This is a genomic window from Diaphorobacter sp. B2A2W2 (assembly GCF_056730635.1).
The window spans coordinates 106,822-131,849 of the sequence record NZ_JBWZOR010000001.1 but is presented as its reverse complement, the minus strand read 5'-3'; the positions used below and the strand labels follow the sequence as shown (position 1 = coordinate 131,849).

The window sequence follows — 25,028 nt, the reverse complement described above, 5'->3', positions numbered from 1 at the left end:
GCCATGCCGAGCAGCCAGAACGCAACCCACCTCGCGCTGCTCAACCACTGGCAGCGCGGCTTTCCCCTGTGCGCCGAACCCTTCGCGGCCATCGGCCACAGCCTGGGGGTGGATGCCGAGGCGGTGCTCAGCGGCTACGCACGGTTGTGGCAGGCGGGCGCGCTCAGCCGCATCGGCGCGGTGTTCGCGCCGGGCGCGGGGGGCGCCTCCCTGCTGGCGGCCATGGCCGTGCCGCCCGAGCGGCTCGACGACGTGGCCGCCACGGTGTCGGCCCACCCGGGCGTCAACCACAACTACGAGCGCGAGCACACCACCAACCTCTGGTTCGTGGCCACCGGCCATGACACGGACCAGGTGGAGCGCCTGCTCCAGTCCATCGAGCACACCACCGGCCTGCCCGTGCAGCGCCTGCCCATGCTGCGCCCCTACCGCATCGACACCGCCTTCGACCTGGAGAGGACGTCCGCAGGCGTGGGGGACGGCGTCGGCACCACGGGCCCCACGGGCCGCGCACGCACCCCCCTGGCATCCGGCGACTGGCCCCTGGCCGCGCTGGCCGAGCAGGGCCTGCCGCTGACCGAGCGGCCCTATGACGTATGGGCCGACCAGCTCCACAGCAGCACGCCCGCCGTGCTGGCCACCATTGCCCGCTGGCAGGACGAAGGGCTGCTCAGCCGCTTCGGCGTGGTGGTGCGTCACCATGAACTGGGCTATACAGCGAATGCCATGGCCGTGTTCGACGTGCCGGACGACCACGTGGACACCCACGGCCTGGCCCTGGCCCATGCGCACGGCGTAACGCTGGCGTACCGCCGTGCGCGCACGCCGGACTGGCGCTACAACCTGTACTGCATGGTGCATGGGCGCGACCGCGCAGCGGTGCATACCCAACTGGCGCAGGCCGTGGCCCAGGCGGGCCTGGCCCCCTGCCCCAGCGCCGTACTGTTCTCGCTGCGGCGTTTCAAACAGACGGGTGCGCGGCGGTTTGCCCACCATGCGCCCCATGCCATTCCCGAACCCATGCAGGAGGCCGTCGATGCTCTCCCCTGAAGACGCTCGGCTGATCGACCACCTGCACGGCGGCTTTCCGCTGGTGGACCACCCTTTCGCCGCCGTCGCCGCCGACATCGGCTGGACCGAAGAGCAGGTCATCGAACGCCTGCACCGCCTGCTCGCCCAGGGTGTGCTCACGCGCTTCGGCCCGCTGTTCCAGATCGAACGCGCAGGCGGCCAATTCGTCCTCGCGGCCATGGCTGTGCCCGAGGATCGTTTTGACGCCGTGTGCGCTGCCGTCAACGCCTTCACTGAGGTGGCGCACAACTACCGCCGCGAGCATGCGCTGAACATGTGGTTCGTGGTGGCGGCCGAGTCCCCCGCGCTGGCGCGCGAGACCCTGGCACGCATCGAGGCCGCGACTGGCCTGCCGGTCTACGCCTTTCCCAAGGAAGAAGAGTATTTCGTGGAGTTGCGCCTGCCGCCCCTGCCGGCGCAGTCCACCGGAGAACACCATGGCGCTTGATGCCTTCGACCGTGCGCTGATCGCCGCCACGCAGGGCGGGCTGCCGCTGGTGGCGCGCCCCTACGAAGCCGTGGGCGCCATGCTGGGCGTGCCTGGCGAGCAGGTGCGCGAGCGCCTGGCCCGGATGATCGACGAGGGCCTGGTGCGCCGCATCGGCGCGGTGCCCAACCATTACCGCCTGGGCTACACGGCCAACGGCATGAGCGTGTGGGACGTGGACGATACCCAGGTCGCCGCGCTGGGCCGCCAAGTCGCCGCGCTGCCGAGCGTGAGCCACTGCTACCGCCGCCCGCGCCACCTGCCCCACTGGCCCTACAACCTGTTTGCCATGCTGCATGGCCCCAGCCGCGCGCATGTCGAGCAACAGGCCGAGCAGATTGCCGGCCTGCTGGGCGATGCCTGCCGCGCCCACGACATCCTGTACTCCACGGCCATCCTCAAGAAGACCGGCCTGCGCCTCAAGGAAGACTGACCATGTTTCGCATCAGCCAGTACCTGCGTGAACTCGCCCAGGCCCAAGCCACCGGAACCTACCCCACTTCGCGCGAACGGCACGCGCGCGGCCCCGTGGTCATCTGGAACCTGATCCGGCGCTGCAACCTCACCTGCAAGCACTGCTACGCGCTCTCGGCCGACCACGACTACGCTGGAGAGCTGTCGTTGCAAGAGGTATACACCGTCATGGACGACCTCAAGGCCTTCGGCGTGCCTGCGCTCATCCTCTCGGGCGGTGAGCCACTGCTGCGCCCCGACCTCTTCGAGATCGCGGCGCGCGCGCGTGACCTGGGCTTCTACACCGGCCTTTCGACCAATGGCACGCTGATCGACGAGCCCATGGCCGCGCGCATCGCTGGCGCGGGCTTCGACTACGTGGGCATCAGCCTGGATGGCCTGAAGCCCACGCACGACAAGTTCCGCCGTCTGGACGGTGCGTTCGACCGCAGCCTGGCCGCCATCCGCCACCTGGCCACGCACAACGTCAAGGTGGGCCTGCGCTTCACCATGACAGCGCTGAATGCACACGATCTGCCCGCGCTGCTGCAGCTCATGAAGGACGAGGGCGCCAACAAGTTCTACTTCTCGCACCTGAACTACGCGGGGCGTGGCAACATCCACCGCGACAAGGACGCGCACCACCAGGCCACACGCCAGGCCATGGACCTGCTGTTCAACCACGCCTGGGCCGATGCCCAGGCCGGCAGCCTGGACGACTACGTGAGCGGCAACAACGATGCCGACGGCCCCTATTTGCTGCAATGGGCACGCGAGCACCTGCCGCAATGGGAAGACGCCTTGCGCCAGCGCCTGCTGGCCTGGGGCGGCAATGCCAGCGGCCAGATGGTGGCCAATATCGACAACCTGGGCCATGTGCACCCCGACACCATGTGGTGGCACCACGACCTGGGCAGCGTGCGCGAACGGCCCTTCTCGCAGATCTGGAACGACACCAGCGACCCGCTCATGGCGGGGCTCAAGCAGCACCCGCGCCCTGTCCAGGGCCGCTGCGCCGGTTGCCAGTACCTCTCGATCTGCAATGGCAACACCCGCGTGCGCGCACAGCAGCTCACGGGCAACCCCTGGTTCGAAGACCCCGGCTGCTACCTCACCGATGCCGAAGTGGGCGCCTCCAGCACGCCCTTCGAGTTCCCCGCCAAGCATGAGCGCCGTCGCACGATCGAGATTGCCCATGCGTAAACTAGAAACACATTTCCCTGAGCGGCTACGCCGCTTCCCCCTTCTCTGCGCTATCGCGAAAAAGGTGGACACCGCCGCGGCGAAGCGGCCCTTGCGCGGCGCCCGCTGGTCTGGGCCGAGCCGTTATCTGGCGGCCTTGGGTCTGTTCTGGCTCACGGGCCTGCACGCCCAAACCACCGAAGCCCTCCAGCCCAACGCCCCCGCCCTGTACCAGCAGCACTGCGCTGTATGCCACGGCGCGCAGCGCACCGGCATCATGGGCCCCGCGCTGCTGCCCGAGAGCCTGGAGCGCGTACGCCCCGCCGAGGTGTTGCGCGTCATCCAGCAAGGGCGCCCCGCCACCCAGATGCCCGGGTTCTCCGAGCAGTTGGGCGACGCGGAGATTCGCGCCCTGGCCGCGTGGGTACGTACCCCCGTGGTGCCCGCGCCGCGCTGGGGCGAGGACGATATCCGGGCGTCGCGCACGTTCACGCCCGTGCCCGACGATGAGCCCGCCAAGCCGAAGTGGAATGCAGACCCGATGAACCTCTTCCTCGTCGTGGAAGGAGGCGACCACCATGTCTCGCTGCTTGACGGCGACCGCTTCGAGGTCATCACGCGCTTTGCCAGCCGCTATGCGCTGCATGGCGGCCCCAAGTTCACGCCGGACGGGCGCTACGTGTTCTTCGGTTCGCGCGACGGCTGGATCACCAAATACGACCTGTGGCGCCTGCGCGTGGTGGCCGAGGTGCGCGCGGGCTTGAACATGCGCAACGTGGCCGTGAGCGGCGACGGGCGCTGGGTGATGGCCGCCAACTACCTGCCCCACACGCTGGCGCTGTTCGATGCCGATCTGAACCTCGTGCAGACATACGCCGCAGCCACGCTCGACGGCAAGGCGAGTTCACGCGTTTCGGCCGTGTACGACGCCACGCCGCGCAAGAGCTTCGTGGTGGCGCTCAAGGACATCCCCGAGCTCTGGGAAATCTCGTACGACCGGAACGCGGCCCCCATCTACGATGGTCTGGTGCACGACTACAAGATGGGAGAGGCCATCGCCAAGCCTGGCTACCTGGGCGTGCGGCGCACCCCCCTGAGCGAGCCGCTGGACGACTTCTTCTTCGACCAGTCCTACCGCCACGTACTCGGCGCCACGCGCCCGCGCAGTGGCGCCGACGAACGCGCAAGCGCGCAGGTCGTGAACCTGGACATCCGGCGCAAGGTGGCCGATCTGCCCATCGCCGGCATGCCGCACCTGGGCTCGGGCATCACCTTCGCCTGGGGCGACACCACTGTGCTGGCCAGCCCCAACCTGGGCGGCGGGGCCGTGGACGTCATCGACATGCAGACCTGGAAGACGGTACGCACCATCGCCACGCCCGGCCCGGGTTTCTTCATGCGCAGCCATGAGGACACGCCCTACGCCTGGACCGACTCCATGATGAGCCCCACGGCCAAGGACACTCTGACCATCATCGACAAGCGCACGCTGCAGCCGGTGGCCCAGGTGCGCGAGCCCGGCAAGACGCTGGCGCACATCGAGTTCACCCGCGATGGCCGCTACGCCCTCGCCAGTGTCTGGGAAATGGACGGCGCCCTGGTGGTCTACGACGCCGCCACCTTCAAGGAAGTCAAGCGCCTGCCCATGAAAAAGCCCGTGGGGAAATACAACGTCTGGAACAAGATCACCCGCAGTGAGGGCACATCGCACTGAACGATTTGAGATAGATCAAGTCAAAACCTAGGGGTCTCCCCTGTAATGCGCGCATGGACATCGCGCACTTCGACATACCGCGCTACCTTGCGGCGCTGCCCCTGTTCCAGGAAATGGCACCCCAGGAGCTGGAACGCCTGGGCACGGGTTGCCGGCTACGCCGCTATGCGCGCGGCGAGATGGTGTTCAGCGTTGGCATGCCCTGCGAGGAATTCCACGTCACCGTAATGGGGCAGGTGAAGCTGTTTGCACTGTCGCCAGCGGGGCAGGAGAAGGTGATCGAGCTTGCCGGCCCCGGCATCAGCTTCGCCGAGGCGCTGATGTTTACTGATCGTCCCTATATCGTGAACGCCCAGGCCCTGACCGATACCCTGCTGCTCTCTGTAGGCAAGGCGGCCGTGGTGCGCGAGATCGAGAGCGAGCCGCGCTTTGCCATGCGCATGCTCGCCGGCATCTCGCGCCGCCTGCACGGCCTGGTGCATGACGTGCAGACCTATACGCTGCACAACGGCGCGCAGCGCGTGATCGGCTACCTGCTGCACGCCCTGCCCGAGGACGCGCCTCATCCCCCTACCGCGCCTGTGCCTCCGCAATGCCCGGCCCGCGCGGCACTGCAGTCCGTTGCTCCCGCGCCGCCAGCCAGCGCGCGCAGCATCTCGCTGCCGGTGAGCAAGGCCACCATCGCTTCGCGGCTGTCGATCACGCCCGAGTATTTCTCTCGCGTACTGCACGACCTAGAGGCCGCCGGCCTGATCCACATCGACAAGCGCGACATCCACATCCCGGATACGGCGCGCCTGGCCAAATACCCGATGTAACCAGGCTCCGGGCCTGACAGGCTGCGCCTAGACGGCCAGCACGCCCGCTGCGCGCAACAGGCGCGCCGTCTCATACATGGGCAGGCCCATGATGCCGGAGTAACTGCCCGACAGGTGCTCCACATAGGCGGCGGCGCGCCCCTGGATCGCATAGGCGCCCGCCTTGCCCTGCGGCTCGCCCGTAGCCACGTAGTCCTCGATCTGCGCCCGCGACATGGGCGCAAAGCGCACGCGCGAGACTGACAGCGCCGTGAGGCGTCGGGGACCCACCTGCAGCGCGACGGCCGTCAATACGCGGTGTTCATGCCCCGCCAACTCCCCCAGCATACGCACCGCGTCGTGCGCATCCTCGGGCTTGCCGTAGATGGTGCGGGCCAGGGCCACGGTGGTGTCGGAGCACAAAATGGGCGCTGGCGACAGCCCGCGCCGCGCATGGCGCACCACGGCAGCGTCCAGCTTGAGCCCCGTCACCCGCTCGACATAGGTCGTGGGCGTCTCACCAGGCAGCACGGCTTCGATGGCCTCGGCATCCTCGGCCTCGTCCCCCGCCGCGTTGGGCAGCAGCAGCTCATGGCGCACCCCCAACTGCTCCAGCAACTGGCGGCGCCGCGGGCTCTGGGAGGCCAGGTAGATGAAGCGGTTTTCTTGAGTCAAATGTGCCTCCAGCGCCCGACCAGCAAGCGCGAGCAGCTATCAAATCTGAAGTTATTCGCGATGGTACGGGTGCCCGGCATTCACCGACCAGGCACGGTAGAGCTGCTCGATAAGCAACACGCGCACCATGGCATGCGGCAGGGTCAGGTCGGACAGGCGGATGCGCTCGTGCGCCGCCTGGCGGAAGGCCGGGTCTAGGCCGTCGGGGCCGCCGATGACCAGGGCCACATCATCCCCCCCGAGCTGCCAGTCCTTCAGCCGCTGGGCCAGGGCCTTGGTGGTGAGACTCGTGCCCCGCTCGTCCAGCACCACCACACGCGTGCCACGCGGGATGGCCGCTTCGATACGCTCGCGCTCGGCAGCATAGAGCGTCTCCAGCGTCTTGGAGCCGCGCGGCTCGGTCTTGACGGCCTTGAGCTCGACCTTCAGCTCGGGCGGGAATCGCTTGGCATAGTCGTCATAGGCCGTCTGCGCCCAGTCGGGAACCCGCTGGCCCACGGCCACGATCAGCAGCTTCATGGGTCAGCGCAAGGCTCAGGCCTTCTTGCGTGCGGGGGCCTTCTTCGCAACAGCCTTGCCGGTGGATTTGGCGACCGGCTTGCGTGCCGTGGTGGTAGCAGCGGCCTTGGCGGGTGCCTTCTTGGCCACAGGCTTGTTCACCACGACGGTCTTCACCGCGTTCTTGACAGCTGGCTTCTTCGCCGCCACGGGCTTTGCCGTGGTCTTCTTCGCTGCGGGTTTGGATGCGGCCTTGACCGGTGCCTTCTGTGCCTTGCTCGCGAGCTTGCCAGCGGGCTTGGATGCGGGCTTCACTGCGGATTTCGCTGCCGGCTTGGCCGCTGCGGGGGCTGCCGCCTTGGCCGGCTTTTTGCCGGTTGCGGACTTCGTGGCGGGCTTGGCTGCTGCCTTCTTGGCGGCCGGCTTGCGCGCGGGCGCCTCGTCGTCGCCTTCCGAGGCCATGATCTTGCGCGGCTTGGCAGCGCCCAGCTTCAGGCGCACGGGCTTCTCGCCCCAGATCTCCTCCAGCCGGTAGTACTGGCGGATGGCGGGCTGCATGACGTGCACCACGGCCTGGCCGCAGTCCACGATGATCCATTCGCCGTTGTCCTCGCCCTCGCTGCGCGGCTTGGGGAACCCGGCCTTGCGCACGGCGTCGCGCACGCTGGCGGCCAGCGCCTTGGTCTGGCGGTTGGAGCTGCCGGTGGCGACGACCACGCGCTCGAACAGCGGCGAGAGATGCTCGGTGTTGAAGACCTGGATGTCTTGCGCCTTGACGTCTTCCAGGCCATCGACGATGGCGCGCTGGAGCTTGGTGACGTCTTTCTTGGCGGCGGTTTCCGATTTGCTGGAAGTGGTCATCAGGTGGTCTTCAGTGAAGGAATGGAATCAATATAGCCTGCAAGCACCGCCACGGCCAAGGGGGGCGCGGAGCGGTTGTCAGGGCATGTTTCAGATATCAAAAACGGGTCTGGCGCTTGATGATCAAGCGCAGGCAGCTATTGAAATTATAGTTACCCGCGCTCACACACTCAGATCCAGTCGCGGCGCTGCAGAAAGCGCTCGGTCAACAGCGCCTCGGGCGAGCCCGGCTGCGGCTCGCGCTGGTAGGACCAGGCCGCCAGCGGCGGCATGGACAGCAGGATGGATTCCGTGCGCCCGCCCGACTGCAGGCCGAAGTGCGTGCCGCGGTCCCACACCAGGTTGAACTCCACATAGCGGCCACGCCGGTAGAGCTGGAACTCGCGTTCGCGCTCGCCATGGCCCATGTGCATGCGCCGCTGCACGATGGGCAGGTAGGCGCCCAGGAAGGCATCGCCCACGCTCTGCGTCATGGCCAGGCTCTGCTCGAAGCCCAGCTCCGCGAAGTCGTCAAAGAAGATGCCGCCCACGCCGCGCTGCTCATTGCGGTGTTTAAGGTAGAAGTACTCGTCGCACCAGGTCTTGAAGCGCGGGTACAGGCCTTCGCCGAAGGGCGCGAGCGCATCGCGGCAGGCACGGTGAAAGTGCACCGCATCCTCGTCGAAACCGTAGTACGGCGTGAGGTCCATGCCGCCGCCGAACCAGCAGATGGGGTCCTGGCCTGCCTGATCTGCCGCACCTGTGCCCGCCGCACCTGTGCCGGCTGCGATCATGCGCACGTTCATGTGCACCGTGGGCACGTAGGGGTTGCGCGGGTGGAACACCAGCGACACGCCCATGGCCTCGAACGGCGCACCCGCCAGCTCCGGCCGGTGCTGCGTGGCCGAGGGCGGCAGGCGCGGACCGCTCACATGCGAGAAGCCGCAGCCCGCGCGCTCGAACACGCGCCCACCTTCCAGGATGCGCGTGATGCCGTCGCCCTGCAGTGCAGAGCCGCTTTCGCGCCGCCAGGCATCGGACCGAAAGCGCACCCCGCCCTGGCTTTGCGGCCCCTCGATGTCCTCCAGCGCGCTGGTGATGCGCGCCTGCAGGCCCTCCAGATAGCCGCGCACGCGGGCCACGGTGTCCGCCGTGTTGAAGGTGGTTTTTTGTGTGGTCATCCGTTGGCCTTCACCGCACGGTGGCCAATGTCGTGGCGGTACTGCGCGCCGTCGAAGTGAATGCCGCGCGCCACGTCGTACACACGCTGCTGTGCCTGCTTGACGCTGTCGGCCAGCGCCGTCACGCACAGCACGCGCCCGCCACTGGTACGCACCACGCCATCCACGAGCTGTGTGCCGGCGTGGAAGACCATGGCGTCGTCCGCGTCCTGCGGCAGGCCGGTGATGGCATCGCCCTTGCGCGGGTTCTCGGGATAGCCCTGGGCAGCCATCACCACGCCCAGCGCCGTGCGGCGATCCCACTGCAGTTCCACCTGGTCGAGCTTGCCGTCCACGGCCGCCCCCAGCACCTCCACCAGGTCGCTCTTGAGGCGCATGAGGATGGGCTGTGTCTCGGGGTCGCCCATGCGGCAGTTGAACTCCAGCGTTTTGGGATGGCCCGTCGCGTCGATCATCAGGCCGGCATACAGAAAGCCCGTGTAGGGGATGCCGTCTTTTTCCATGCCACGGATGGTGGGCAGGATCACCTCGCGCATGGCGCGCGCATGCACATCGGCCGTGACCACCGGCGCAGGCGAATACGCGCCCATGCCACCGGTGTTGGGACCTTGGTCGCCATCCTTCAGGCGCTTGTGGTCCTGGCTGGTGGCCAGCGCCAGGACGTTCTTGCCGTCGCACAGCACAATGAACGAGGCTTCCTCACCTTCGAGGAATTGCTCAATCACCACGCGGGCGCCGCCTTCGTTGTGGGCCACGCCGTACTTGTTGTCCACCAGCATGAAGTCCACGGCGTCGTGGGCCTCCTGCAGCGTCATGGCTACCACCACGCCCTTGCCCGCCGCCAGGCCGTCGGCCTTGATGACAATGGGTGCGCCCAGACGGTTCACGTAGGCATGCGCGGCCTGCGGGTCGGTGAAGGTCTCGTACTCGGCCGTGGGGATGCCGTGGCGCTTCATGAAAGCCTTGGAGAAGGCCTTGGAGCTTTCCAGTTGCGCGGCAGCCTGCGTGGGGCCGAAGATGCGCAGGCCGTGGGTACGGAACTCGTCCACCACGCCAGCGGCCAGCGGTGCCTCGGGGCCGACCACGGTGAGCGCGATCTTCTGCGCCTGCGCCCACTCGCGCAGGGCCGTCACGTCGCTGATGGGCACGTTCTCATACTTTGGCGACAGCGCCGTGCCGCCGTTGCCGGGCGCCACGTACACCTTGGAGGTCTTGGGGGACTGGCTCAGCTTCCAGGCCAGTGCGTGTTCCCGGCCGCCGCCGCCAATGACTAGGATTTTCATAGGGTGTCGGTGCTCAAGTTCCTAGAGCTCTGCGTTGTGGTAGACCTCTTGCACATCGTCGAGGTCTTCGATCATGTCCAGGAGCTTTTGCATGCGCGCGACATCGTCGCCCTCCAGGGCGATGGTGTTCTCGGGGCGCATGGTGACCTCGGCCACCTCCGGCTGAAGGCCCGCAGCCCCCAGCGCATCGCGCACCGCCTCGAAATCGCCGGGCGCGGTCAGCACCTCGATGGCACCCTCATCATCGGTGATCACGTCCTCGGCGCCCGCCTCCAGGGCCACTTCCATGACCTTGTCCTCGCTGGTGCCGGGGGCGAAGATGATCTGGCCCACGTTCTTGAACTGAAAGGCCACCGAGCCTTCCGTGCCCATGTTGCCGCCGTACTTGCTGAAGGCGTGGCGCACTTCGGCCACGGTGCGCACGCGGTTGTCGGTCATGGTGTCCACGATGATCGCGGCGCCGCCGATGCCGTAGCCCTCGTAGCGGATTTCCTCGTAGCTCACGCCTTCCAGCGTGCCCGAGGCCTTGTCGATGTTGTACTTGATGCGGTCGGCCGGCATGTTGGCGGCCTTGGCCTTGTCGATGGCCAGGCGCAGACGCGGGTTGGCCGAGGGGTCGCCGCCACCCGTGCGCGCCGCGACGGTGATTTCACGAATGATGCGGGTCCAGATCTTTCCGCGCTTTTCATCCTGGCGCCCCTTGCGGTGCTGGATGTTGGCCCATTTACTGTGTCCTGCCACTGCAGCGTCCTTTGATTGATTTAATCTTGCGGCCGCGATTTTACTTTTGACTCACCCCATCACTACCGCCATGTCCGAACCTCTCCTGATTGCACAGCGTGATTCCACGCAATGCCACCTGCTGCCGGGCCTGGCCAACCGGCACGGCCTGATCACCGGCGCCACCGGCACCGGCAAGACCGTGACGCTGCAAACGCTGGCCGAGCAGTTCTCGCGCATCGGCGTGCCGGTGTTCATGGCCGACGTGAAGGGCGATCTCACCGGCATCAGCCAGAAGGGCAGCATTGGCGAGAAGCTGGGCAAGACGCTGGCCGACCGCGGCTTGGCCGCGCCCGAGCCCACGGCCTGCCCCACCACGCTGTGGGACGTGTTCGGCACGCAGGGCCACCCCGTGCGCGCGACCATCTCGGACATGGGGCCGCTCTTGCTGGGGCGCATGCTGAACCTGAACGAAACCCAGCTGGGCGTGCTCAACCTGGTGTTCAAGATCGCGGACGACAACGGCCTGCTGCTGCTGGACCTGAAGGACCTGCGCGCCATGCTCACCTACGTGGGCGACAACGCCAAGGACTTCACCACCGAGTACGGCAACATCTCCACGGCCAGCGTGGGCGCCATCCAGCGCGGGCTGCTGCAGATCGAGACGCAGGGCGGCGACCAGTTCTTTGGCGAGCCCATGCTCAACATCCAGGACTTCATGCAGACCGTGGACGGGCGCGGTGTGGTCAACATCCTGGCGGCCGACAAGCTGATGAATTCGCCGCGCCTGTACGCCACGTTCCTCCTGTGGATGCTGTCGGAGCTGTTCGAACAACTGCCCGAGATCGGCGACCCCGAAAAGCCCAAGCTGGTGTTCTTCTTCGACGAAGCCCACCTGCTGTTCAACGAAGCGCCCAAGGTGCTTGTGGAGCGTATCGAACTGGTGGTGCGCCTGGTGCGCTCCAAAGGGGTCGGCGTGTATTTCGTCACCCAGAACCCGCTGGACATCCCCGACAGCGTGCTGGCCCAGCTGGGCAACCGCGTGCAGCACGCGCTGCGTGCCTTCACCCCGCGCGACCAGAAGGCCGTGAAGGCCACGGCCACCACCATGCGCCCCAAGGCGGGCCTGGACATCGAGGCCGCCATCACCGAGCTGGCCGTGGGCGAGGCGCTGGTGAGCTTTCTCGACGCCAAGGGCCGCCCCAGCGAGACCGAGCGCGTGTACGTGCTGCCGCCCGGCAGCCAGATCGGCCCCATCACCGACGTGCAACGCCGCGCACTCATCGGCGAATCGCTCGTCGCGGGCACCTACGAGCAGGCCGTGGACCGCGAATCTGCCTACGAGAAGCTGCGCGGCCGCGCCGAGCAGGCTGCCAGCACCGCCCCCAGTGCCCCCGGCAACGGCACGGCGCAGGGCGACAGCGGCCTCATGGGCGGCCTGAACGATGTGCTGTTCGGCAGCACCGGGCCGCGCGGCGGCAAGCGCGACGGCCTGGTGCAGACCATGGCCAAGTCGGCCGTACGCACCATGGGCACCAGCCTGGGCAAGGAAATACTGCGCGGCGTGCTGGGCGGCATCTTCGGCGGCAGGAAGCGCTGAGGCGTTCCAAGCCAAATTCAGCTCCAGCGCCCGTCTATCAAGCGCCAACAGCTATTATTTAAGGAGCATCCGATGATCGACCTGTATTACTGGACCACGCCCAACGGCCACAAGATCACCCTCTTCCTGGAAGAAAGCGGCCTGCCCTACCGCGTGCACCCGGTGAACATCGGCCGGGGCGAGCAGTTCGCGCCGGACTTTCTGCGCATCGCGCCCAACAACCGCATCCCCGCCATCGTGGACCAGGCGCCCGCGGATGGCGGCGCGCCGCTGTCGGTGTTCGAGTCCGGCGCCATCCTGCTGTACCTGACCGACAAGACCGGCCGGTTCATCCCGCAGGACTTGCGCGGGCGCAACGAGGCGCTGCAGTGGCTGTTCTGGCAAATGGGCGGACTGGGGCCCATGGCCGGGCAGAACCACCACTTCACGCAGTACGCGCCTGAGCCGGTGCCCTACGCCATCGACCGCTACGTGAAGGAAACCGCGCGCCTGTACGGTGTGCTGGACAAGCACCTGGCCGACGGGCGCGACTACATCGCAGGGGACTATTCCATTGCTGACATGGCCTGCTACCCCTGGATCGTGCCGCATGAGAGGCAGCGCCAGGACCTGGCGGATTTCCCGCACCTGAGGGCCTGGTTCGAGCGCATCCAGGCACGGCCCGCCACCGGCCGCGCCTACGCGCTGGCACAGACCATCAATACCGCGCCCACGGTGGACGAGGCGGCCAAGAAGATCCTCTTCGGCCAGGACGCCGGCACCGTGCGCCGCTAACCAAGCACCGAGGCGCCCATGAAAAAAAGCCGCTGTTCAGCGGCTTTTTCGTGGGTGGACGGGGGCCTCGGCGGCACGGTGCATGGCGCGCATCAGTCCACGAGCCCCACGAACACGTTCTGCACGTCGTCGTTGTTCTCGATGCCTGCCAGGAAAGCCTGCACTTCCTCCTGCGCCTCGGGCGAAAGGCTGGCCATGCTCACCGGGTTCTTGGCCTTGTAGCCCAGCTTGACCGACAGCACCTTGAAACCGAAGCCCGGCAATGCCTTGGCCACCGCGTCCAGGTCCGAGGGGTCGGTCAGGAACAGGGTCTGGCCCTCTTCCTCGCCGGGCTCGAAGTCCTGGGCACCGGCCTCGATGGCGGCCAACTCCGCGTCGGCGCCGGCTTGCTCGGGCTCGCCCTCGATCATGCCCACGTGGTCGAAGTCCCAGGCCACGGCGCTCATCTGCCCCTTGCGAAAGCACACGCGCATCTCGGGCGCCGTGCGATTCACGTTGTCGGTCAGGCACTCCACCATCACCGGCACCTGGTGCGGGGCAAAGCCCTCGTAGATCACGCGCTCGTAGTTCACCGCGTCACCCCCCACGCCCGAACCCTTCTTGATGGCACGCTCCAGCGTGTCCTTGGGCATGGACGCCTTGCGCGCCGCCTCGATGGCCAGGCGCAGGCGCGAATTGCCGGCCGGGTCGGCCCCCGCGCGCGCGGCGACGATGATTTCCTTGACCAGCTTCCCAAAAAGCCTGCCCTTGGCATCGGCGACCAGCGCCTTGCCCTTTGCCTTCCATTGCGCGCCCATGGCTGCGATTCCTTTGCTTGGAGCCAACAAAAAATGCGGCCTGCGCCGCAGCGGCAAAGTGTATACCTCGCCGCCAGACCGGCTGGACCGCGACAGAGGGGCGCCTGCCGGTGGCGCCGCGCGAGATGGCGCTTCTTTGCTATGCATCAAATAGCTGCCTGCGCTTGCCCTACAAGCGCTGCAGGCCGATTTCGCTCTGTGCCCGATGACCGCCGCACCGTCGCGCAAGCGACGCCCCGGCCCGCCGGCCACTCCTACAGTCGTGCCATGAACACCCTCACCTGCTTCACCCTCACCGTCACCGACCACGTGGCCCACCTGGTGCTGAACCGCCCCGAGGCCATGAACACCATGCACCCGCAGTTCTGGCGCGAGCTGGACGCCGTGCTAGCCGACCTGCACCGCGGCGGCGATGCGCGCGCGCTGGTCATCAGCAGCACGGGCAAGCACTTCAGCGCGGGCATGGCGCTGGAGACCTTCGGCGGCGCGATCACGCTGGACGACCGCAGCCCCGAGGGGCGCGCCGCCGTGTTCGACCTGCTGACGGACATGCAGGCCACCTTCACGCGCATCGAAGAGCTGCGCATCCCCGTGATCGCGGCCATCCACGGCGGCTGCATCGGTGGCGCACTGGACATGGTGGCGGCCGCCTGCATCCGCTATGCCACGCGCGATGCCTTCTTCTGCATCCAGGAGATCAACATCGGCATGGTGGCCGACGTGGGCAGCCTGCAGCGCCTGCCCAAGCTCATGCCGCTGGGCCTGCTGAACGAGCTGGCCTACACCGGCCGCCGCCTGCCGGCCGAGCGCGCGCTGGAATGCGGACTGGTCACGCAGCTGTTCGACTCGCACGAAGCGCTGGTGGCCGGCGCCCTGGCCTGCGCGAACGAGATTGCCACCAAGCCGCCGGTGGCCGTCTGGGGCACCAAGCAGGCCGTGCGCTATGCGCGCGACCACGGCGTGCACGACAGCCTGCGCCAGATGGGCTGGCTGCAGGGCGCCATCTGGAGCAACCGCCACGTGGGCGAGGCCGTCTCCGCCATGCAGGCCAAGCGCGCTGGCGACTTCCCGGCGCTGGCGCCGCTCAAGCGCTTCAGCGAACTCGGCTGACGCACGCGCCGCGCGGCCCCGGTTTCAAAGTTGATAGCTGGGCGCGCTTGCTGCAAGGGCGTTGCAGGCCAATCGAGGCATATACCGCCGGGTGTCGGGCTATGATGCGGCAACCCGCCTGCGGCGCGGCACCGCGCCGCGTTTCCATTCACCAGCGTTCGCCCACAGCCATGCACCTGCCGCGCCCTCCGCTGCCCACCTACGACGACGTTGCCGAAGCGGCCCATCGCCTCAAGGGCATGGCACACCGCACGCCGGTGCTGAGTTCCAGCACGTTGGATGCGCTGCTCGGAGCGCAGGTGTTCTTCAAGTGCGAAAACCTGCAGCGCATGGGCGCGTTCAAGTTCCGCGGCGCGTTCAACGCACTGGTGCAGTTCAGCGACGCGCAGCGCCAGCGCGGAGTGATCGCGTTCTCGTCGGGCAACCATGCGCAGGCCATCGCGCTGTCGGCGCGGCTGCTGGAGATTCCCGCAGTCATCGTCATGCCGGAGGATGCGCCGCTTGCAAAGATAGCAGCCACGCGCGGCTACGGCGCCGAGGTGGTCACCTACAACCGCTTCACCGAAGACCGCGAGGCCATCAGCCGCCGCCTGGCCACCGAGCGCGGCATGACGCTGATTCCGCCCTTCGACCACGCCCACGTGATCGCCGGCCAGGGCACGGTGGCCAAGGAGCTGTTCGAGGACGTGCCGCACCTGGACTACCTGTTCGTGCCGCTGGGCGGCGGCGGCCTGCTGTCGGGCTGCCTGCTGGCAGCGCGCGAACTGGCGCCGCAGTGCAAGGTGGTCGGCGTGGAGCCCGAGACCGGCAACGACGGACAGCAGTCCCTCAACGCAGGCCACGTGGTGCGCATCGACACACCGCAGACGATTGCTGACGGTGCACAGACGCAGGCACTGGGCGCGCTCACCTTCCCCCTCATCCACGCCGGCGTTTCTGACATCGTGACCGCCACCGATGCGCAGCTCATGAGCGCGATGCACTTCTTTGCCGAACGCATGAAGATCGTGGTCGAGCCCACGGGCGCGCTGGGACTGGCGGGCGCGTGCCATGGCGGCGTGCGGCTGCGGGGCAAGCGCGTGGGCGTCGTCATCAGCGGCGGCAACGTGGACATGACCCGCTACGCACAGCTGCTGACCGCGGCGTCGGCAGATTGACCTGAGGCGGATGGGCCGCTGGCCGGCGGTGCGTCGGCGCTGCCCGCGCGCAGGGGCTTGGCGCCAGAGTGCAAAATTCCGGTCTCGATCTTTTTTTCTACCCCAATAAGAGGCACCAGCCCATGAGCAACGTCCACGTCATCGACCACCCCCTGGTACAGCACAAGCTGACCCTGATGCGCAAGAAGGACGCCAGCACCAACAGCTTCCGCCGCCTGCTGGGCGAGCTGTCCACCCTGATGGCTTACGAAGTCACGCGCGACATGCCGCTGCAGGACATCCAGATCGAAACCCCCCTGGAGACCATGACCGGCAAGGTCATCGACGGCAAGAAGCTCGTGCTCGTGTCCATCCTGCGCGCGGGCAACGGCTTCCTGGACGGCATGCTCAACGTGGTGCCGGGCGCGCGCATCGGCCACATCGGCCTGTACCGCGACCCGGACACGCTGCAGCCGGTCGAGTATTACTTCAAGATGCCCTCCGAGATGGCCGAGCGCGACATCATCGTCGTGGACCCGATGCTCGCCACCGGCAACTCCGCCGCCGCGGCCGTCGCGCGCCTCAAGCAACTGCAGCCGCGCTCGATCAAGTTTGTGTGCCTGCTGGCTGCACCCGAGGGCGTGGCCACGCTGCAAAAGGCCCACCCCGACGTGCCCATCTACACCGCCGCCATCGACCGCGAGCTCAACGACCACGGCTACATCCTGCCCGGCCTGGGCGATGCGGGCGACCGCATCTTCGGCACCAAGTAACGCGCTGGCGACAGGGCCTGCCCCGGCCCTGGCCGCGCCGGTCGCTCCTACTTCAGACGATTTCGGACGATTTCGGACGTCGGCTACTGCGGCACCACCTGACCCACCGTGGCCGATGGCGCGGCCTGGCCCGCGGGTAGCGCCGGGCCGCCCGCGGCCTGGGCGTCGCGCCAGCCAGCCATGAGGTCGTTGGCCATGGCCTGCAGCAACCGCTTTTCCCGCTCATCGAACGCGCGCGGCGCGGTGTCCATCAGGCACAGCGTGCCCAGCGCATGGCCCGCCGCGTCGCGCAGCGGAACGCCCGCGTAAAAGCGCAGACCCTGCTCGCGCAGCGCCGGATTGCCGGCAAAGCGCGCATCCCGCGCAATGTCGGGCACCACCAGCGACCGCTGCCGCGCCACCACATGCCCGCACAGCGACAGGCCGCGCGGCAGGCCCTGACCCGCCGAGCAGGCCTGCCCCCCGCCGGCCGACAACGGGCCGTGCGCACACAGCGTGACCTGCCGCTCGCGATCCACCAGCGACACCATCGCCAACGGTACGTCGAAGATGTCGGCCGCGCGCTGGGCCGTGTGCTGGCACAACTGCTGCAGCGCGGGGCTGTCCAGCACGCCGCTGGCCTGCAGGGCGCGCAGGCGCGCATCGTCGTCCGCGGGAATGGGCGCGGGGGTGTAGGCGCCTTCCACGCTGGCGCCCTGCAGCTGCGCCACCTGGGCCAGGGTTTCCTCCAGCGACAGCGCCAGCGCGTCGGCGCCGAGTTGGGCACTCAGCTCGTCCTGCGGCTGGGACTGCACCCCACCCCACAGCGCCAGCACGATGTGCACATGCGGCCAGCGGCGCTTGAGCCTGCGGCACAGGTGCCGCGCGGCGGCGGTGGGCTCGGGCGCGAGCCACACCACGCAGACCACGCGCACGGCGTCCAGGTCCAGGCCATCCAGATGTTCGGCGCTCATGGCGCCCTCCACGCGCGCCAGCGCCGGGCAATGCTGCAGCGACAGCGCATGCGCCAGCATGCGCGCCGCGAACAGGTCTACCTCCCACTTGCCGCCCAGGCACACCACCGGCTCTTGCGCAGCGGCGTCGGGCACCGGGTACTGCTCCTCCAGCTCGTCCAGCAGCGCGTCCATGCCTTCGACCAGGCGCAGGCGGTGCTCGGGCGTGGCCACCTGCGCATGGTCGCCCACGGCCATGCGCAGCACGGGCACGCCCACCTGGCCGTAGAAAGCGGGCACGGCGCCCTTCAGGGCCTCGATGCGGGTAGTGCTCAACTCGATGGCCTCCGCAGCGTCGCCTGCCAGCAGTCGCTGGTAGATGCGCGTGGGCTCATCCAGCACCGGCCGGCTGCCCAGCAGCACCTCCAGGAAGGCCAGCTGCGGCAGATACCGGCCGATCACCAGCAGGCACACGGTGAGCGGCGTGGACATGATGAGCCCCACCGGCCCCCACAGCGCCGCCCAGAAGGTGGCCGCCACGATGAGCGACAGCGCCGACAGCCCGGTGCTGGAGCCATACAGCCAGGGCTCGATGACGTTGTTGCTCACCAGTTCCAGCAGCACGATGAGGCCGAGCGTCCACAGCACCAGGTCCCAGCCCGGGTCCACCGCGAAAGCGAGGGTGAGCGGAAACGCCGCGGCAATGAACGGCCCCAGGTAGGGCACGAAGCGCATCACCGCGGCCAGCGACCCCCACAGCACGGCACCGGGCACGCCGATGAGCCACAGGCCCGCCGCCATGGGGATGCCGTAGGTCACGTTGACCAGCAACTGCATGGTCAGGTAGCGCGTGATGCGGTCGCCCGCCTCGTCCATGGCATCGGTGGCGCGGTGCAGATTGCCCCCCCACAGGCGCAGCAGGCGGTCGCGCAGGTCTACACGGTCCAGCAGGATGAAGATCACGAACACCAGCACCAGGCCCGCCTGGGTGAGCGGCCCACTGACCGCCGAGAGCGCGGCCATAAGCTGGTTGGCGGGCGACAGCACGGGCGGCTGCACCTGCACCTTTTGCACGGCCGGCGCGCGCGCGGCACCCGACAAGGCGGGAGCGGCCGCCTCCACCTCGCGCTGCACGATGTCGAAGGTGCGCTTGGCGCCGTCGAACATGCCAGGCGCGCGCAACTCCTGGCGCAGGCTGCGCAGCTTCTTGCGGATGGTGCTCTGGTAGGAGGGCAGCTGCGCGCTCAGCTCGCGCGCCTCGTTACCCACGAACAGCGCCCCCACGCCCAGCACCATCAGCATGGCCATCACCACCGCGATGACCGAGGGCAGGCGCGGCAGGCCCATGCGCTTGAGCTGCGCCACCAGCGGCTCCAGCACGAAGCTCAGCAGGAACGCCAATGCCAGCGGCACCAGTAGCGTACGGCCGAAATACAGGCCCGCGACCACCAGCGCCGCGATCACCAGGCCGATCATGAACCGCAGGCTGGGCACCGTGGCGTCCATGGCCGTGGCGGTGTGCACGGTGCGCTGCGGCGGATAGCCCGAAGCGGTGGCGCCGCGCGCCGCCCCCTTATCCCTGGCCGGCCTGGAATCGGTCGGCTCCTGCGGCCCGCTGTTGCCCATGGCGTTGTCCCCTTGCATCGCTTCTCGAAGTCGTGTCCGGCGCGTATTGTCCGCTGCGCGGCCCCGCGCCCCTGTAGGCGGCAGCCGCCACAGACTGCACGCGGGCGGGCGACTGACAGCGCACGCCGTGCACCGCGCCGCCCGCAGGGCGCTCCGCCCTACCGATCAATGACCTAAAATAGCCCCAGCGCGCTTGTAGCAAGCGCGAGCAGCTATCAAAATAAAAGCGCCTCTGCCGCACCGCCCCGTCGGCACGCACCTACCGGTCCACCCCAACAAAGCCACCGCGCCGCCGCCTTGACCGCCACCGCCACTCCCCTGATTGCCGCCGGCACCCTGCTGGGCGGCATCGGCCTGTTCCTGCTGGGCATGACCATGCTGACCGACGGGCTCAAGCTGGCGGCCGGGCGCGCGCTGGAGCGCATCCTGGCCGCCTGGACGCGCACGCCGCTGCACGGGCTGGTGACCGGGGTGGCGCTCACGGCGCTGGTGCAATCGTCCACCGCCATGACGGTGGCGGCCATCGGTTTCGTCAACGCGGGGTTGCTGGGCTTCAGCTCCGCGCTGTGGGTGGTGTTCGGCTCCAATCTGGGTTCATCGGTCACCGGCTGGCTCGTGGCGTGGCTAGGCTTTGCGGTGAAGGCCGATGCCTTCGCCCTTCCGTTCATCGGCATCGGCATGGCGCTGCAAATCACCGGCAGCGGCACGCGGCGCGGGGCGCTGGGCCAGGCGGTGGCGGGGTTCGGCGTGCTGTTTCTGGGTATCGAACTGCTGCGCAACGGCTTCACCGGGCTGGGTCCGCAAGCGCTGCCACCGCTGTCCAGCGACCTGCCGGGCCTGGCGCTGGCAGTGCTCATCGGCCTGGGCATGACGGTGGTGCTGCAGGCCTCGTCGGCCACGCTGGCGGTGGTGCTCACGGCCGTGGCGGGCGGCTCGCTGGCGGTGGAAGTGGGCGCGGGCGTGGTCATCGGCGCCAACGTGGGCACCACGCTCACGGGCATCCTGGCCGCCATCCACGCCACGTCCAACGCGCGGCGCCTGGCGGCGGCACACGTGCTGTTCAACGTGGTGACGGCCGCGGCGGCCCTGGCGCTGCTGTCGCCCCTGCTCGCGGCCATCCACCATCTGGGCGTATGGCTCACGGGTGAGGGAGACGCAGTGACGCAGCTCGTGATCTTCCACACCGCGTTCAACCTGCTGGGCGTGCTGCTCATGTGGCCGCTGTCGGGGCCGCTCGCGCGCTTTCTGCTGGCACGCTTTCGCTCGGCGGACGAAGACGTGGCCCGTGCGCAGTTCCTGGACCACAACGTGGCCGCCGTGCCCGCGCTGGCCCTGCAGGCGCTGCGCCGCGAGATGGCGCGCGTAGGCCACCTGGCACTGCAGCTGGCGTCGGATGCCACCCGCATGGCGCCCGTCGCCCTGCCCTGGCAACCGGCCGGCGCACAGGCCGCGAGCCAGCTCACGCGCCAGTTGCAGGCGCTGGAGCAGCTGCAGCAGCAGGTGGGCGAGTTTGTGAGCGACGTGAGCCGCCAGCCGCTGTCGCGCGACGTGGCCGACCAGATGCCCGAGCTGCTGCGCATTGCGGGCTACTACGACACGCTGGCGCGTGTCATGCACCAGGTGGGCCAGCAGGCGCTGCGCGTCACGCACCCCGCAACGGTGGCGCCCACCGCGCCCGAAGGCCACCCCCTGGCCGCGCTGCCCCTGGCCTTCACCGCGGCGCTGGATTTCTTTGCTGCCGCTGATCCCAAGGCCCACGACCTGGACCAGGTGAACACCGCAAACGCCGTGTTCGACGCGGCGTATGAAGCCGCCAAGGCCGCCGTGCTGCGCGCGGGTGCCCAGGGCTTGCTGGCAGTGACAGCCGTGCACGAGTGGACGGGCCTGCTGGGCGACCTGCGCCGCGCCGTGGAACAGGCCCACAAGGCCGCGCAGCATCTGGCAGCCCTGCCGCGTCTCAAGCCCACCCCGCCCGCCAATGGCTCCACAGGCGGCACACCCGGCGCCGAGTGATCCTCACTGGCGATTCAGGCAAAAAATGCCCGAAACGCCCTTGCATACTGCGCTGGCAGCTATACAAAACATAGCAATCTGAGCACATCCGTACGGCTGCACTCCCAACGGGTGTTCCGTCATGGGCCGACGCACTGTTGCGTTATGGCACACGGCTGTGCCGCTGCGGCACAGCCGCGGCACGCCCCACCGCCCCCTTCCCTCTGCCGCCGTGCTGGCACGGCGCTTGCACTGAGGCACTGCCGCCGCCGCATCGGTGGCATTCCTTCATAAGCACTCAGGAGACACCACATGAACATGGCCGAAATCGCCAGCCTTGGCATCGCCAACCCCTACAAGCAGCAGTACGGCAACTACATCGGCGGGCAGTGGGTGGCGCCCGTGGACGGGCAGTACTTCGAGAACATCTCGCCCATCAACGGCCAGAAGTTCACGGCCGTGCCGCGCTCCAACAGCAAGGACATCGACGCCGCACTGGACGCAGCGCACAAAGCCAAGGCCGCGTGGGGCCGCACCTCGACCACCGAGCGCGCCAACATCCTGAACCGGATCGCCGACCGCATGGAGGCCAACCTGCTGCAGATCGCCGTGGCCGAGACCATCGACAACGGCAAGCCGCTGCGCGAGACCATGGCGGCCGACATTCCGCTGGCCATCGACCACTTCCGCTACTTCGCCGGCGCGGTGCGCGCGCAGGAGGGCGGCATCAGCGAGATCGACGCCGACACCATCGCCTACCACTTCCATGAGCCGCTGGGCGTGGTCGGGCAGATCATTCCGTGGAACTTCCCCATCCTGATGGCGGTGTGGAAGCTCGCCCCCGCGCTGGCTGCGGGCAACTGCGTGGTGCTGAAACCCGCGGAGCAGACGCCCGCCTCCATCCTGGTGCTGATGGAGATCATTGGCGACCTGCTGCCGCCGGGCGTGGTCAATGTGGTCAACGGCTTTGGCCTGGAGGCCGGCAAGCCGCTGGCGTCCAGCAACCGGATCGCAAAAATAGCCTTCACCGGCGAGACCACCACGGGCCGGCTCATCATGCAGTACGCCAGCCAGAACATCATCCCCGTGACGCTGGAGCTGGGCGGCAAGAGCCCCAACATCTTCTTCGAGGACGTGATGTCCGCCGACGACGGCTTCTTCGACAAGGCGCTGGAAGGCTTTGCGATGTTCGCGCTGAACCAGGGCGAGGTCTGCACCTGCCCCAGCCGCGCGTTGATCCAGGAATCGATCTACGAGCGCTTCATGGAGCGCGCGCTCAAGCGCGTGGCCGCCATCCAGCAGGGCCACCCGCTGGACAAGAACACCATGATCGGCGCCCAGGCCTCGCAGGAGCAACTGGAAAAGATCCTTTCTTACCTGGACCTGGGCAAGCAGGAAGGCGCCCAGTGCCTCATCGGCGGCGCGCGCAACACAGCCCTGGGCGGCGACCTGGCCGGCGGCTACTACGTACAGCCCACGGTGTTCAAGGGCCACAACAAGATGCGCATCTTCCAGGAGGAAATCTTCGGGCCCGTGGTCTCGGTGACCACCTTCAAGACCGAAGAAGAGGCGCTGGAGATCGCCAACGACACGCTCTACGGCCTGGGCGCGGGCGTGTGGAGCCGTGATGGCGCGCGCGCCTTCCGCATGGGCAAGGGCATCCAGGCCGGGCGGGTGTGGACCAACTGCTACCACCACTACCCCGCGCACGCGGCATTTGGCGGCTACAAGCAGTCGGGCATCGGTCGTGAGAACCACAAGATGATGCTGGACCACTACCAGCAGACCAAGAACCTGCTGGTGAGCTACACCCAGCAGCCGCTGGGCTTCTTCTAAGCCCATACAGCGCCCCCACTGGCCGTCCCAGCGGGGGCGGCTGGTGCACGGGGGCTCCCCTTGCGTTCATTTGCACAGAGAAGGAGGTTTATCCCATGCCAGCCAAGACAATGAAAGCCGCCGTGGTCCGTGAATTCGGCAAGCCGCTGACGATCGAAGAGGTGCCCGTTCCCACCCCCACCGCCGACCAGATCCTGGTGAAGATCGAGGCCTCGGGCGTGTGCCACACCGACCTGCACGCCGCCGAGGGCGACTGGCCCGTCAAGCCCAATCCGCCCTTCATCCCCGGGCATGAGGGCGTGGGCTTCGTCGCCGCCGTGGGCGCCAACGTCAAGCATGTGAAGGAAGGCGACCGCGTGGGCGTGCCCTGGCTGCACTCGGCCTGCGGCTGTTGCACGCACTGCCTGGGCGGTTGGGAGACGCTGTGCGAGTCGCAGAGCAACACGGGGTATTCGGTCAACGGCGGTTTTGCCGACTACGCGCTGGCCGACCCCAACTACGTGGGCCACCTGCCGAAAGACGTGGGCTTCGTGGACATCGCCCCCGTGCTGTGCGCCGGCGTGACCGTGTACAAAGGCCTGAAGGTGACCGACACCAAGCCCGGCGACTGGGTGGCGATTTCCGGCATTGGCGGCCTGGGCCACATGGCCGTGCAGTACGCCCGCGCCATGGGGCTGAACGTGGCTGCGGTGGACGTGGACGACGACAAGCTCGCGCTGGCCCGCCAGCTGGGCGCCAGCGTGACGGTGAACGCGCGCGACACCGACCCGGCCGCCTTCCTGCAAAAGGAGATCGGCGGCGCGCACGGCGCGCTGGTCACGGCCGTGTCGCCCAAGGCCTTCGAGCAGGCGCTGGGCATGGTGCGGCGTGGCGGCACGGTGTCGCTCAACGGGTTGCCGCCGGGCAACTTTCCGCTGCCCATCTTCGACATGGTGCTGCGCGGCGTGACCGTGCGCGGCTCCATCGTCGGCACGCGGCTGGACCTGCAGGAGTCGCTGGACTTCGCCGCGCGCGGCCAGGTGAAGGCCACGGTGAGCACCGAGAAGCTGGAGAACATCAACGACGTGTTCGCGCGCATGCACAAGGGCCAGATCCAGGGCCGCGTGGTGCTGGACATGGCGGCCTGACGCCGCGGCACAGGCAACGCCATGACCACGCCAGCGCCGCCCGCCACCCGCGTGTCGGCCACGCCCGAGGCCACGGCGCTCATCAAGCGCCTGGTGGCCCAGCACGGTCCGCTGATGTTCCACCAGTCGGGTGGCTGCTGCGACGGCAGCGCGCCCATGTGCTTTGCACGCGGGGAGTTCCTGCTGGGCGATGCCGACGTGCTGCTGGGCGAGATCGCCGGGCAGCCGTTCTACATGAGCCGCTCGCAGTTCGCGTACTGGGAGCACACGCACCTCCTCATCGATGCGGTACCGGGCGGCGGGGGCATGTTCTCGCTCGAAGGACCCACGGGCATGCGCTTTCTCACGCGCTCACGGCTGTACACCGACGAGGAATGGGCCGCCATCGAAGCGCTGGGGCCGCCGCCAACGGGCGGCCAGTGAC

The 25,028-nt window shown here is 68.1% G+C and carries 23 protein-coding genes; 15 read left to right on the top strand and 8 right to left on the bottom strand.

Annotated features, from left to right (window positions below; all coding sequences use genetic code 11):
- Window positions 1-3 precede the first annotated feature (3 nt).
- The 6 genes from ahbB (AC1PPL_RS00590) to AC1PPL_RS00565 are packed head-to-tail and all read left to right on the top strand — an operon-like array spanning window position 4 to window position 5,725.
- A complete protein-coding gene (gene ahbB, locus AC1PPL_RS00590; protein ID WP_479972392.1) occupies window positions 4-1,050 on the top strand; it encodes a siroheme decarboxylase subunit beta in 1,047 nt (348 codons plus the stop codon).
- Entirely contained in the window at window positions 1,037-1,519 is a 483-nt protein-coding gene (locus AC1PPL_RS00585) for an Lrp/AsnC family transcriptional regulator (RefSeq protein ID WP_015913256.1), read from the top strand. The genes ahbB (AC1PPL_RS00590) and AC1PPL_RS00585 overlap by 14 nt, the downstream gene beginning before the upstream one ends.
- Window positions 1,509-1,991, top strand: a complete 483-nt coding sequence (ahbB, locus tag AC1PPL_RS00580) for a siroheme decarboxylase subunit beta (protein ID WP_479972391.1) — start codon at window positions 1,509-1,511, stop codon at window positions 1,989-1,991. The genes AC1PPL_RS00585 and ahbB (AC1PPL_RS00580) overlap by 11 nt, the downstream gene beginning before the upstream one ends.
- 2 nt (window positions 1,992-1,993) lie before the next feature.
- Complete coding sequence (nirJ, locus tag AC1PPL_RS00575) at window positions 1,994-3,214, top strand: heme d1 biosynthesis radical SAM protein NirJ (RefSeq protein WP_479972390.1); 1,221 nt, start codon at window positions 1,994-1,996, stop codon at window positions 3,212-3,214.
- A complete protein-coding gene (locus AC1PPL_RS00570) occupies window positions 3,207-4,907 on the top strand; it encodes a cytochrome D1 domain-containing protein (protein WP_302079028.1) in 1,701 nt (566 codons plus the stop codon). The genes nirJ and AC1PPL_RS00570 overlap by 8 nt, the downstream gene beginning before the upstream one ends.
- 53 nt (window positions 4,908-4,960) lie before the next feature.
- A complete protein-coding gene (locus tag AC1PPL_RS00565) occupies window positions 4,961-5,725 on the top strand; it encodes a Crp/Fnr family transcriptional regulator (protein WP_172206952.1) in 765 nt (254 codons plus the stop codon).
- A 27-nt stretch (window positions 5,726-5,752) separates the two neighbouring features.
- Here the strand turns inward: AC1PPL_RS00565 and AC1PPL_RS00560 are convergent, their stop codons facing one another.
- The 6 genes from AC1PPL_RS00560 to AC1PPL_RS00535 all read right to left on the bottom strand — a co-directional run bounded on the left by AC1PPL_RS00560 (window position 5,753) and on the right by AC1PPL_RS00535 (window position 10,922).
- A complete protein-coding gene (locus tag AC1PPL_RS00560) occupies window positions 5,753-6,379 on the bottom strand; it encodes a Maf family protein (RefSeq protein WP_479972389.1) in 627 nt (208 codons plus the stop codon).
- Between the two features lie 51 nt (window positions 6,380-6,430).
- Window positions 6,431-6,898 (bottom strand): 23S rRNA (pseudouridine(1915)-N(3))-methyltransferase RlmH, encoded by a 468-nt coding sequence (rlmH, locus tag AC1PPL_RS00555; RefSeq protein ID WP_312563133.1) that lies wholly within the window; start codon window positions 6,896-6,898, stop codon window positions 6,431-6,433.
- A 15-nt stretch (window positions 6,899-6,913) separates the two neighbouring features.
- On the bottom strand, window positions 6,914-7,738 hold the full coding sequence (rsfS, locus tag AC1PPL_RS00550) for a ribosome silencing factor (RefSeq protein WP_313147306.1): 825 nt from the start codon (window positions 7,736-7,738) through the stop codon (window positions 6,914-6,916).
- Between the two features lie 170 nt (window positions 7,739-7,908).
- A complete protein-coding gene (gene hemF, locus AC1PPL_RS00545) occupies window positions 7,909-8,898 on the bottom strand; it encodes an oxygen-dependent coproporphyrinogen oxidase (protein ID WP_479972388.1) in 990 nt (329 codons plus the stop codon).
- The gene (gene purD / locus AC1PPL_RS00540; protein WP_015913248.1) at window positions 8,895-10,181 is read right to left on the bottom strand and encodes a phosphoribosylamine--glycine ligase; all 1,287 of its coding nucleotides are present in this window, start codon (window positions 10,179-10,181) and stop codon (window positions 8,895-8,897) included. Before purD ends, hemF begins: the two co-directional genes overlap by 4 nt.
- Before the next feature lie 21 nt (window positions 10,182-10,202).
- On the bottom strand, window positions 10,203-10,922 hold the full coding sequence (locus tag AC1PPL_RS00535) for a YebC/PmpR family DNA-binding transcriptional regulator (RefSeq protein WP_011805149.1): 720 nt from the start codon (window positions 10,920-10,922) through the stop codon (window positions 10,203-10,205).
- Window positions 10,923-10,992: 70 nt separating this feature from the next.
- Between AC1PPL_RS00535 and AC1PPL_RS00530 the strand changes: the two genes are divergently transcribed.
- Together AC1PPL_RS00530 and AC1PPL_RS00525 are read left to right on the top strand one after the other, a co-directional pair.
- On the top strand, window positions 10,993-12,501 hold the full coding sequence (locus AC1PPL_RS00530) for a helicase HerA-like C-terminal domain-containing protein (RefSeq protein WP_479972387.1): 1,509 nt from the start codon (window positions 10,993-10,995) through the stop codon (window positions 12,499-12,501).
- Between the two features lie 72 nt (window positions 12,502-12,573).
- Window positions 12,574-13,275, top strand: a complete 702-nt coding sequence (locus AC1PPL_RS00525) for a glutathione binding-like protein (RefSeq protein ID WP_479972386.1) — start codon at window positions 12,574-12,576, stop codon at window positions 13,273-13,275.
- Between the two features lie 92 nt (window positions 13,276-13,367).
- On the opposite strand, the gene AC1PPL_RS00520 is transcribed toward AC1PPL_RS00525, so the two are convergent.
- On the bottom strand, window positions 13,368-14,072 hold the full coding sequence (locus AC1PPL_RS00520; RefSeq protein ID WP_015913245.1) for a YebC/PmpR family DNA-binding transcriptional regulator: 705 nt from the start codon (window positions 14,070-14,072) through the stop codon (window positions 13,368-13,370).
- Window positions 14,073-14,339: 267 nt separating this feature from the next.
- Here AC1PPL_RS00520 and AC1PPL_RS00515 point away from each other — a divergent pair, with 267 nt between their 5' ends.
- The 3 genes from AC1PPL_RS00515 (at window position 14,340) to upp (ending at window position 17,091) form a co-directional block, all read left to right on the top strand.
- Window positions 14,340-15,182: an enoyl-CoA hydratase-related protein gene (locus AC1PPL_RS00515; RefSeq protein ID WP_015913244.1), complete on the top strand. Its 843-nt coding sequence runs from the start codon at window positions 14,340-14,342 to the stop codon at window positions 15,180-15,182.
- Window positions 15,183-15,352: 170 nt separating this feature from the next.
- The gene (locus AC1PPL_RS00510; protein ID WP_088886845.1) at window positions 15,353-16,339 is read left to right on the top strand and encodes a threo-3-hydroxy-L-aspartate ammonia-lyase; all 987 of its coding nucleotides are present in this window, start codon (window positions 15,353-15,355) and stop codon (window positions 16,337-16,339) included.
- A 122-nt stretch (window positions 16,340-16,461) separates the two neighbouring features.
- Window positions 16,462-17,091 (top strand): uracil phosphoribosyltransferase, encoded by a 630-nt coding sequence (gene upp / locus AC1PPL_RS00505; RefSeq protein ID WP_015913242.1) that lies wholly within the window; start codon window positions 16,462-16,464, stop codon window positions 17,089-17,091.
- Between the two features lie 83 nt (window positions 17,092-17,174).
- Here the strand turns inward: upp and AC1PPL_RS00500 are convergent, their stop codons facing one another.
- The gene (locus AC1PPL_RS00500) at window positions 17,175-19,667 is read right to left on the bottom strand and encodes an AI-2E family transporter (RefSeq protein ID WP_479972385.1); all 2,493 of its coding nucleotides are present in this window, start codon (window positions 19,665-19,667) and stop codon (window positions 17,175-17,177) included.
- A 279-nt stretch (window positions 19,668-19,946) separates the two neighbouring features.
- Between AC1PPL_RS00500 and AC1PPL_RS00495 the strand changes: the two genes are divergently transcribed.
- The 4 genes from AC1PPL_RS00495 (at window position 19,947) to AC1PPL_RS00480 (ending at window position 25,027) form a co-directional block, all read left to right on the top strand.
- Window positions 19,947-21,662: a Na/Pi cotransporter family protein gene (locus AC1PPL_RS00495; protein ID WP_479972384.1), complete on the top strand. Its 1,716-nt coding sequence runs from the start codon at window positions 19,947-19,949 to the stop codon at window positions 21,660-21,662.
- A gap of 291 nt (window positions 21,663-21,953) precedes the next feature.
- Complete coding sequence (adh, locus tag AC1PPL_RS00490; protein ID WP_011805141.1) at window positions 21,954-23,477, top strand: aldehyde dehydrogenase; 1,524 nt, start codon at window positions 21,954-21,956, stop codon at window positions 23,475-23,477.
- A gap of 95 nt (window positions 23,478-23,572) precedes the next feature.
- Window positions 23,573-24,604, top strand: coding sequence for an alcohol dehydrogenase AdhP (adhP, locus tag AC1PPL_RS00485; RefSeq protein WP_479972383.1), 1,032 nt, complete (start codon window positions 23,573-23,575; stop codon window positions 24,602-24,604).
- 21 nt (window positions 24,605-24,625) lie between these two features.
- Window positions 24,626-25,027 (top strand): DUF779 domain-containing protein, encoded by a 402-nt coding sequence (locus AC1PPL_RS00480; RefSeq protein ID WP_047351214.1) that lies wholly within the window; start codon window positions 24,626-24,628, stop codon window positions 25,025-25,027.
- Window position 25,028 lies beyond the last annotated feature (1 nt).

Bases quoted from the DNA above. Each gene is read 5' to 3' on its own strand.
- ahbB (WP_479972392.1), top strand. From the start codon at position 4: ATGCCGAGCAGCCAGAACGCAACCCACCTCGCGCTGCTCAACCACTGG.
- AC1PPL_RS00585 (WP_015913256.1), top strand. From the start codon at position 1,037: ATGCTCTCCCCTGAAGACGCTCGGCTGATCGACCACCTGCACGGCGGC.
- ahbB (WP_479972391.1), top strand. From the start codon at position 1,509: ATGGCGCTTGATGCCTTCGACCGTGCGCTGATCGCCGCCACGCAGGGC.
- nirJ (WP_479972390.1), top strand. From the start codon at position 1,994: ATGTTTCGCATCAGCCAGTACCTGCGTGAACTCGCCCAGGCCCAAGCC.
- AC1PPL_RS00570 (WP_302079028.1), top strand. From the start codon at position 3,207: ATGCGTAAACTAGAAACACATTTCCCTGAGCGGCTACGCCGCTTCCCC.
- AC1PPL_RS00565 (WP_172206952.1), top strand. From the start codon at position 4,961: ATGGACATCGCGCACTTCGACATACCGCGCTACCTTGCGGCGCTGCCC.
- rlmH (WP_312563133.1), bottom strand. From the start codon at position 6,898: ATGAAGCTGCTGATCGTGGCCGTGGGCCAGCGGGTTCCCGACTGGGCG.
- rsfS (WP_313147306.1), bottom strand. From the start codon at position 7,738: ATGACCACTTCCAGCAAATCGGAAACCGCCGCCAAGAAAGACGTCACC.
- hemF (WP_479972388.1), bottom strand. From the start codon at position 8,898: ATGACCACACAAAAAACCACCTTCAACACGGCGGACACCGTGGCCCGC.
- purD (WP_015913248.1), bottom strand. From the start codon at position 10,181: ATGAAAATCCTAGTCATTGGCGGCGGCGGCCGGGAACACGCACTGGCC.
- AC1PPL_RS00530 (WP_479972387.1), top strand. From the start codon at position 10,993: ATGTCCGAACCTCTCCTGATTGCACAGCGTGATTCCACGCAATGCCAC.
- AC1PPL_RS00525 (WP_479972386.1), top strand. From the start codon at position 12,574: ATGATCGACCTGTATTACTGGACCACGCCCAACGGCCACAAGATCACC.
- AC1PPL_RS00520 (WP_015913245.1), bottom strand. From the start codon at position 14,072: ATGGGCGCGCAATGGAAGGCAAAGGGCAAGGCGCTGGTCGCCGATGCC.
- AC1PPL_RS00515 (WP_015913244.1), top strand. From the start codon at position 14,340: ATGAACACCCTCACCTGCTTCACCCTCACCGTCACCGACCACGTGGCC.
- AC1PPL_RS00510 (WP_088886845.1), top strand. From the start codon at position 15,353: ATGCACCTGCCGCGCCCTCCGCTGCCCACCTACGACGACGTTGCCGAA.
- upp (WP_015913242.1), top strand. From the start codon at position 16,462: ATGAGCAACGTCCACGTCATCGACCACCCCCTGGTACAGCACAAGCTG.
- AC1PPL_RS00500 (WP_479972385.1), bottom strand. From the start codon at position 19,667: ATGCAAGGGGACAACGCCATGGGCAACAGCGGGCCGCAGGAGCCGACC.
- adh (WP_011805141.1), top strand. From the start codon at position 21,954: ATGAACATGGCCGAAATCGCCAGCCTTGGCATCGCCAACCCCTACAAG.
- adhP (WP_479972383.1), top strand. From the start codon at position 23,573: ATGCCAGCCAAGACAATGAAAGCCGCCGTGGTCCGTGAATTCGGCAAG.
- AC1PPL_RS00480 (WP_047351214.1), top strand. From the start codon at position 24,626: ATGACCACGCCAGCGCCGCCCGCCACCCGCGTGTCGGCCACGCCCGAG.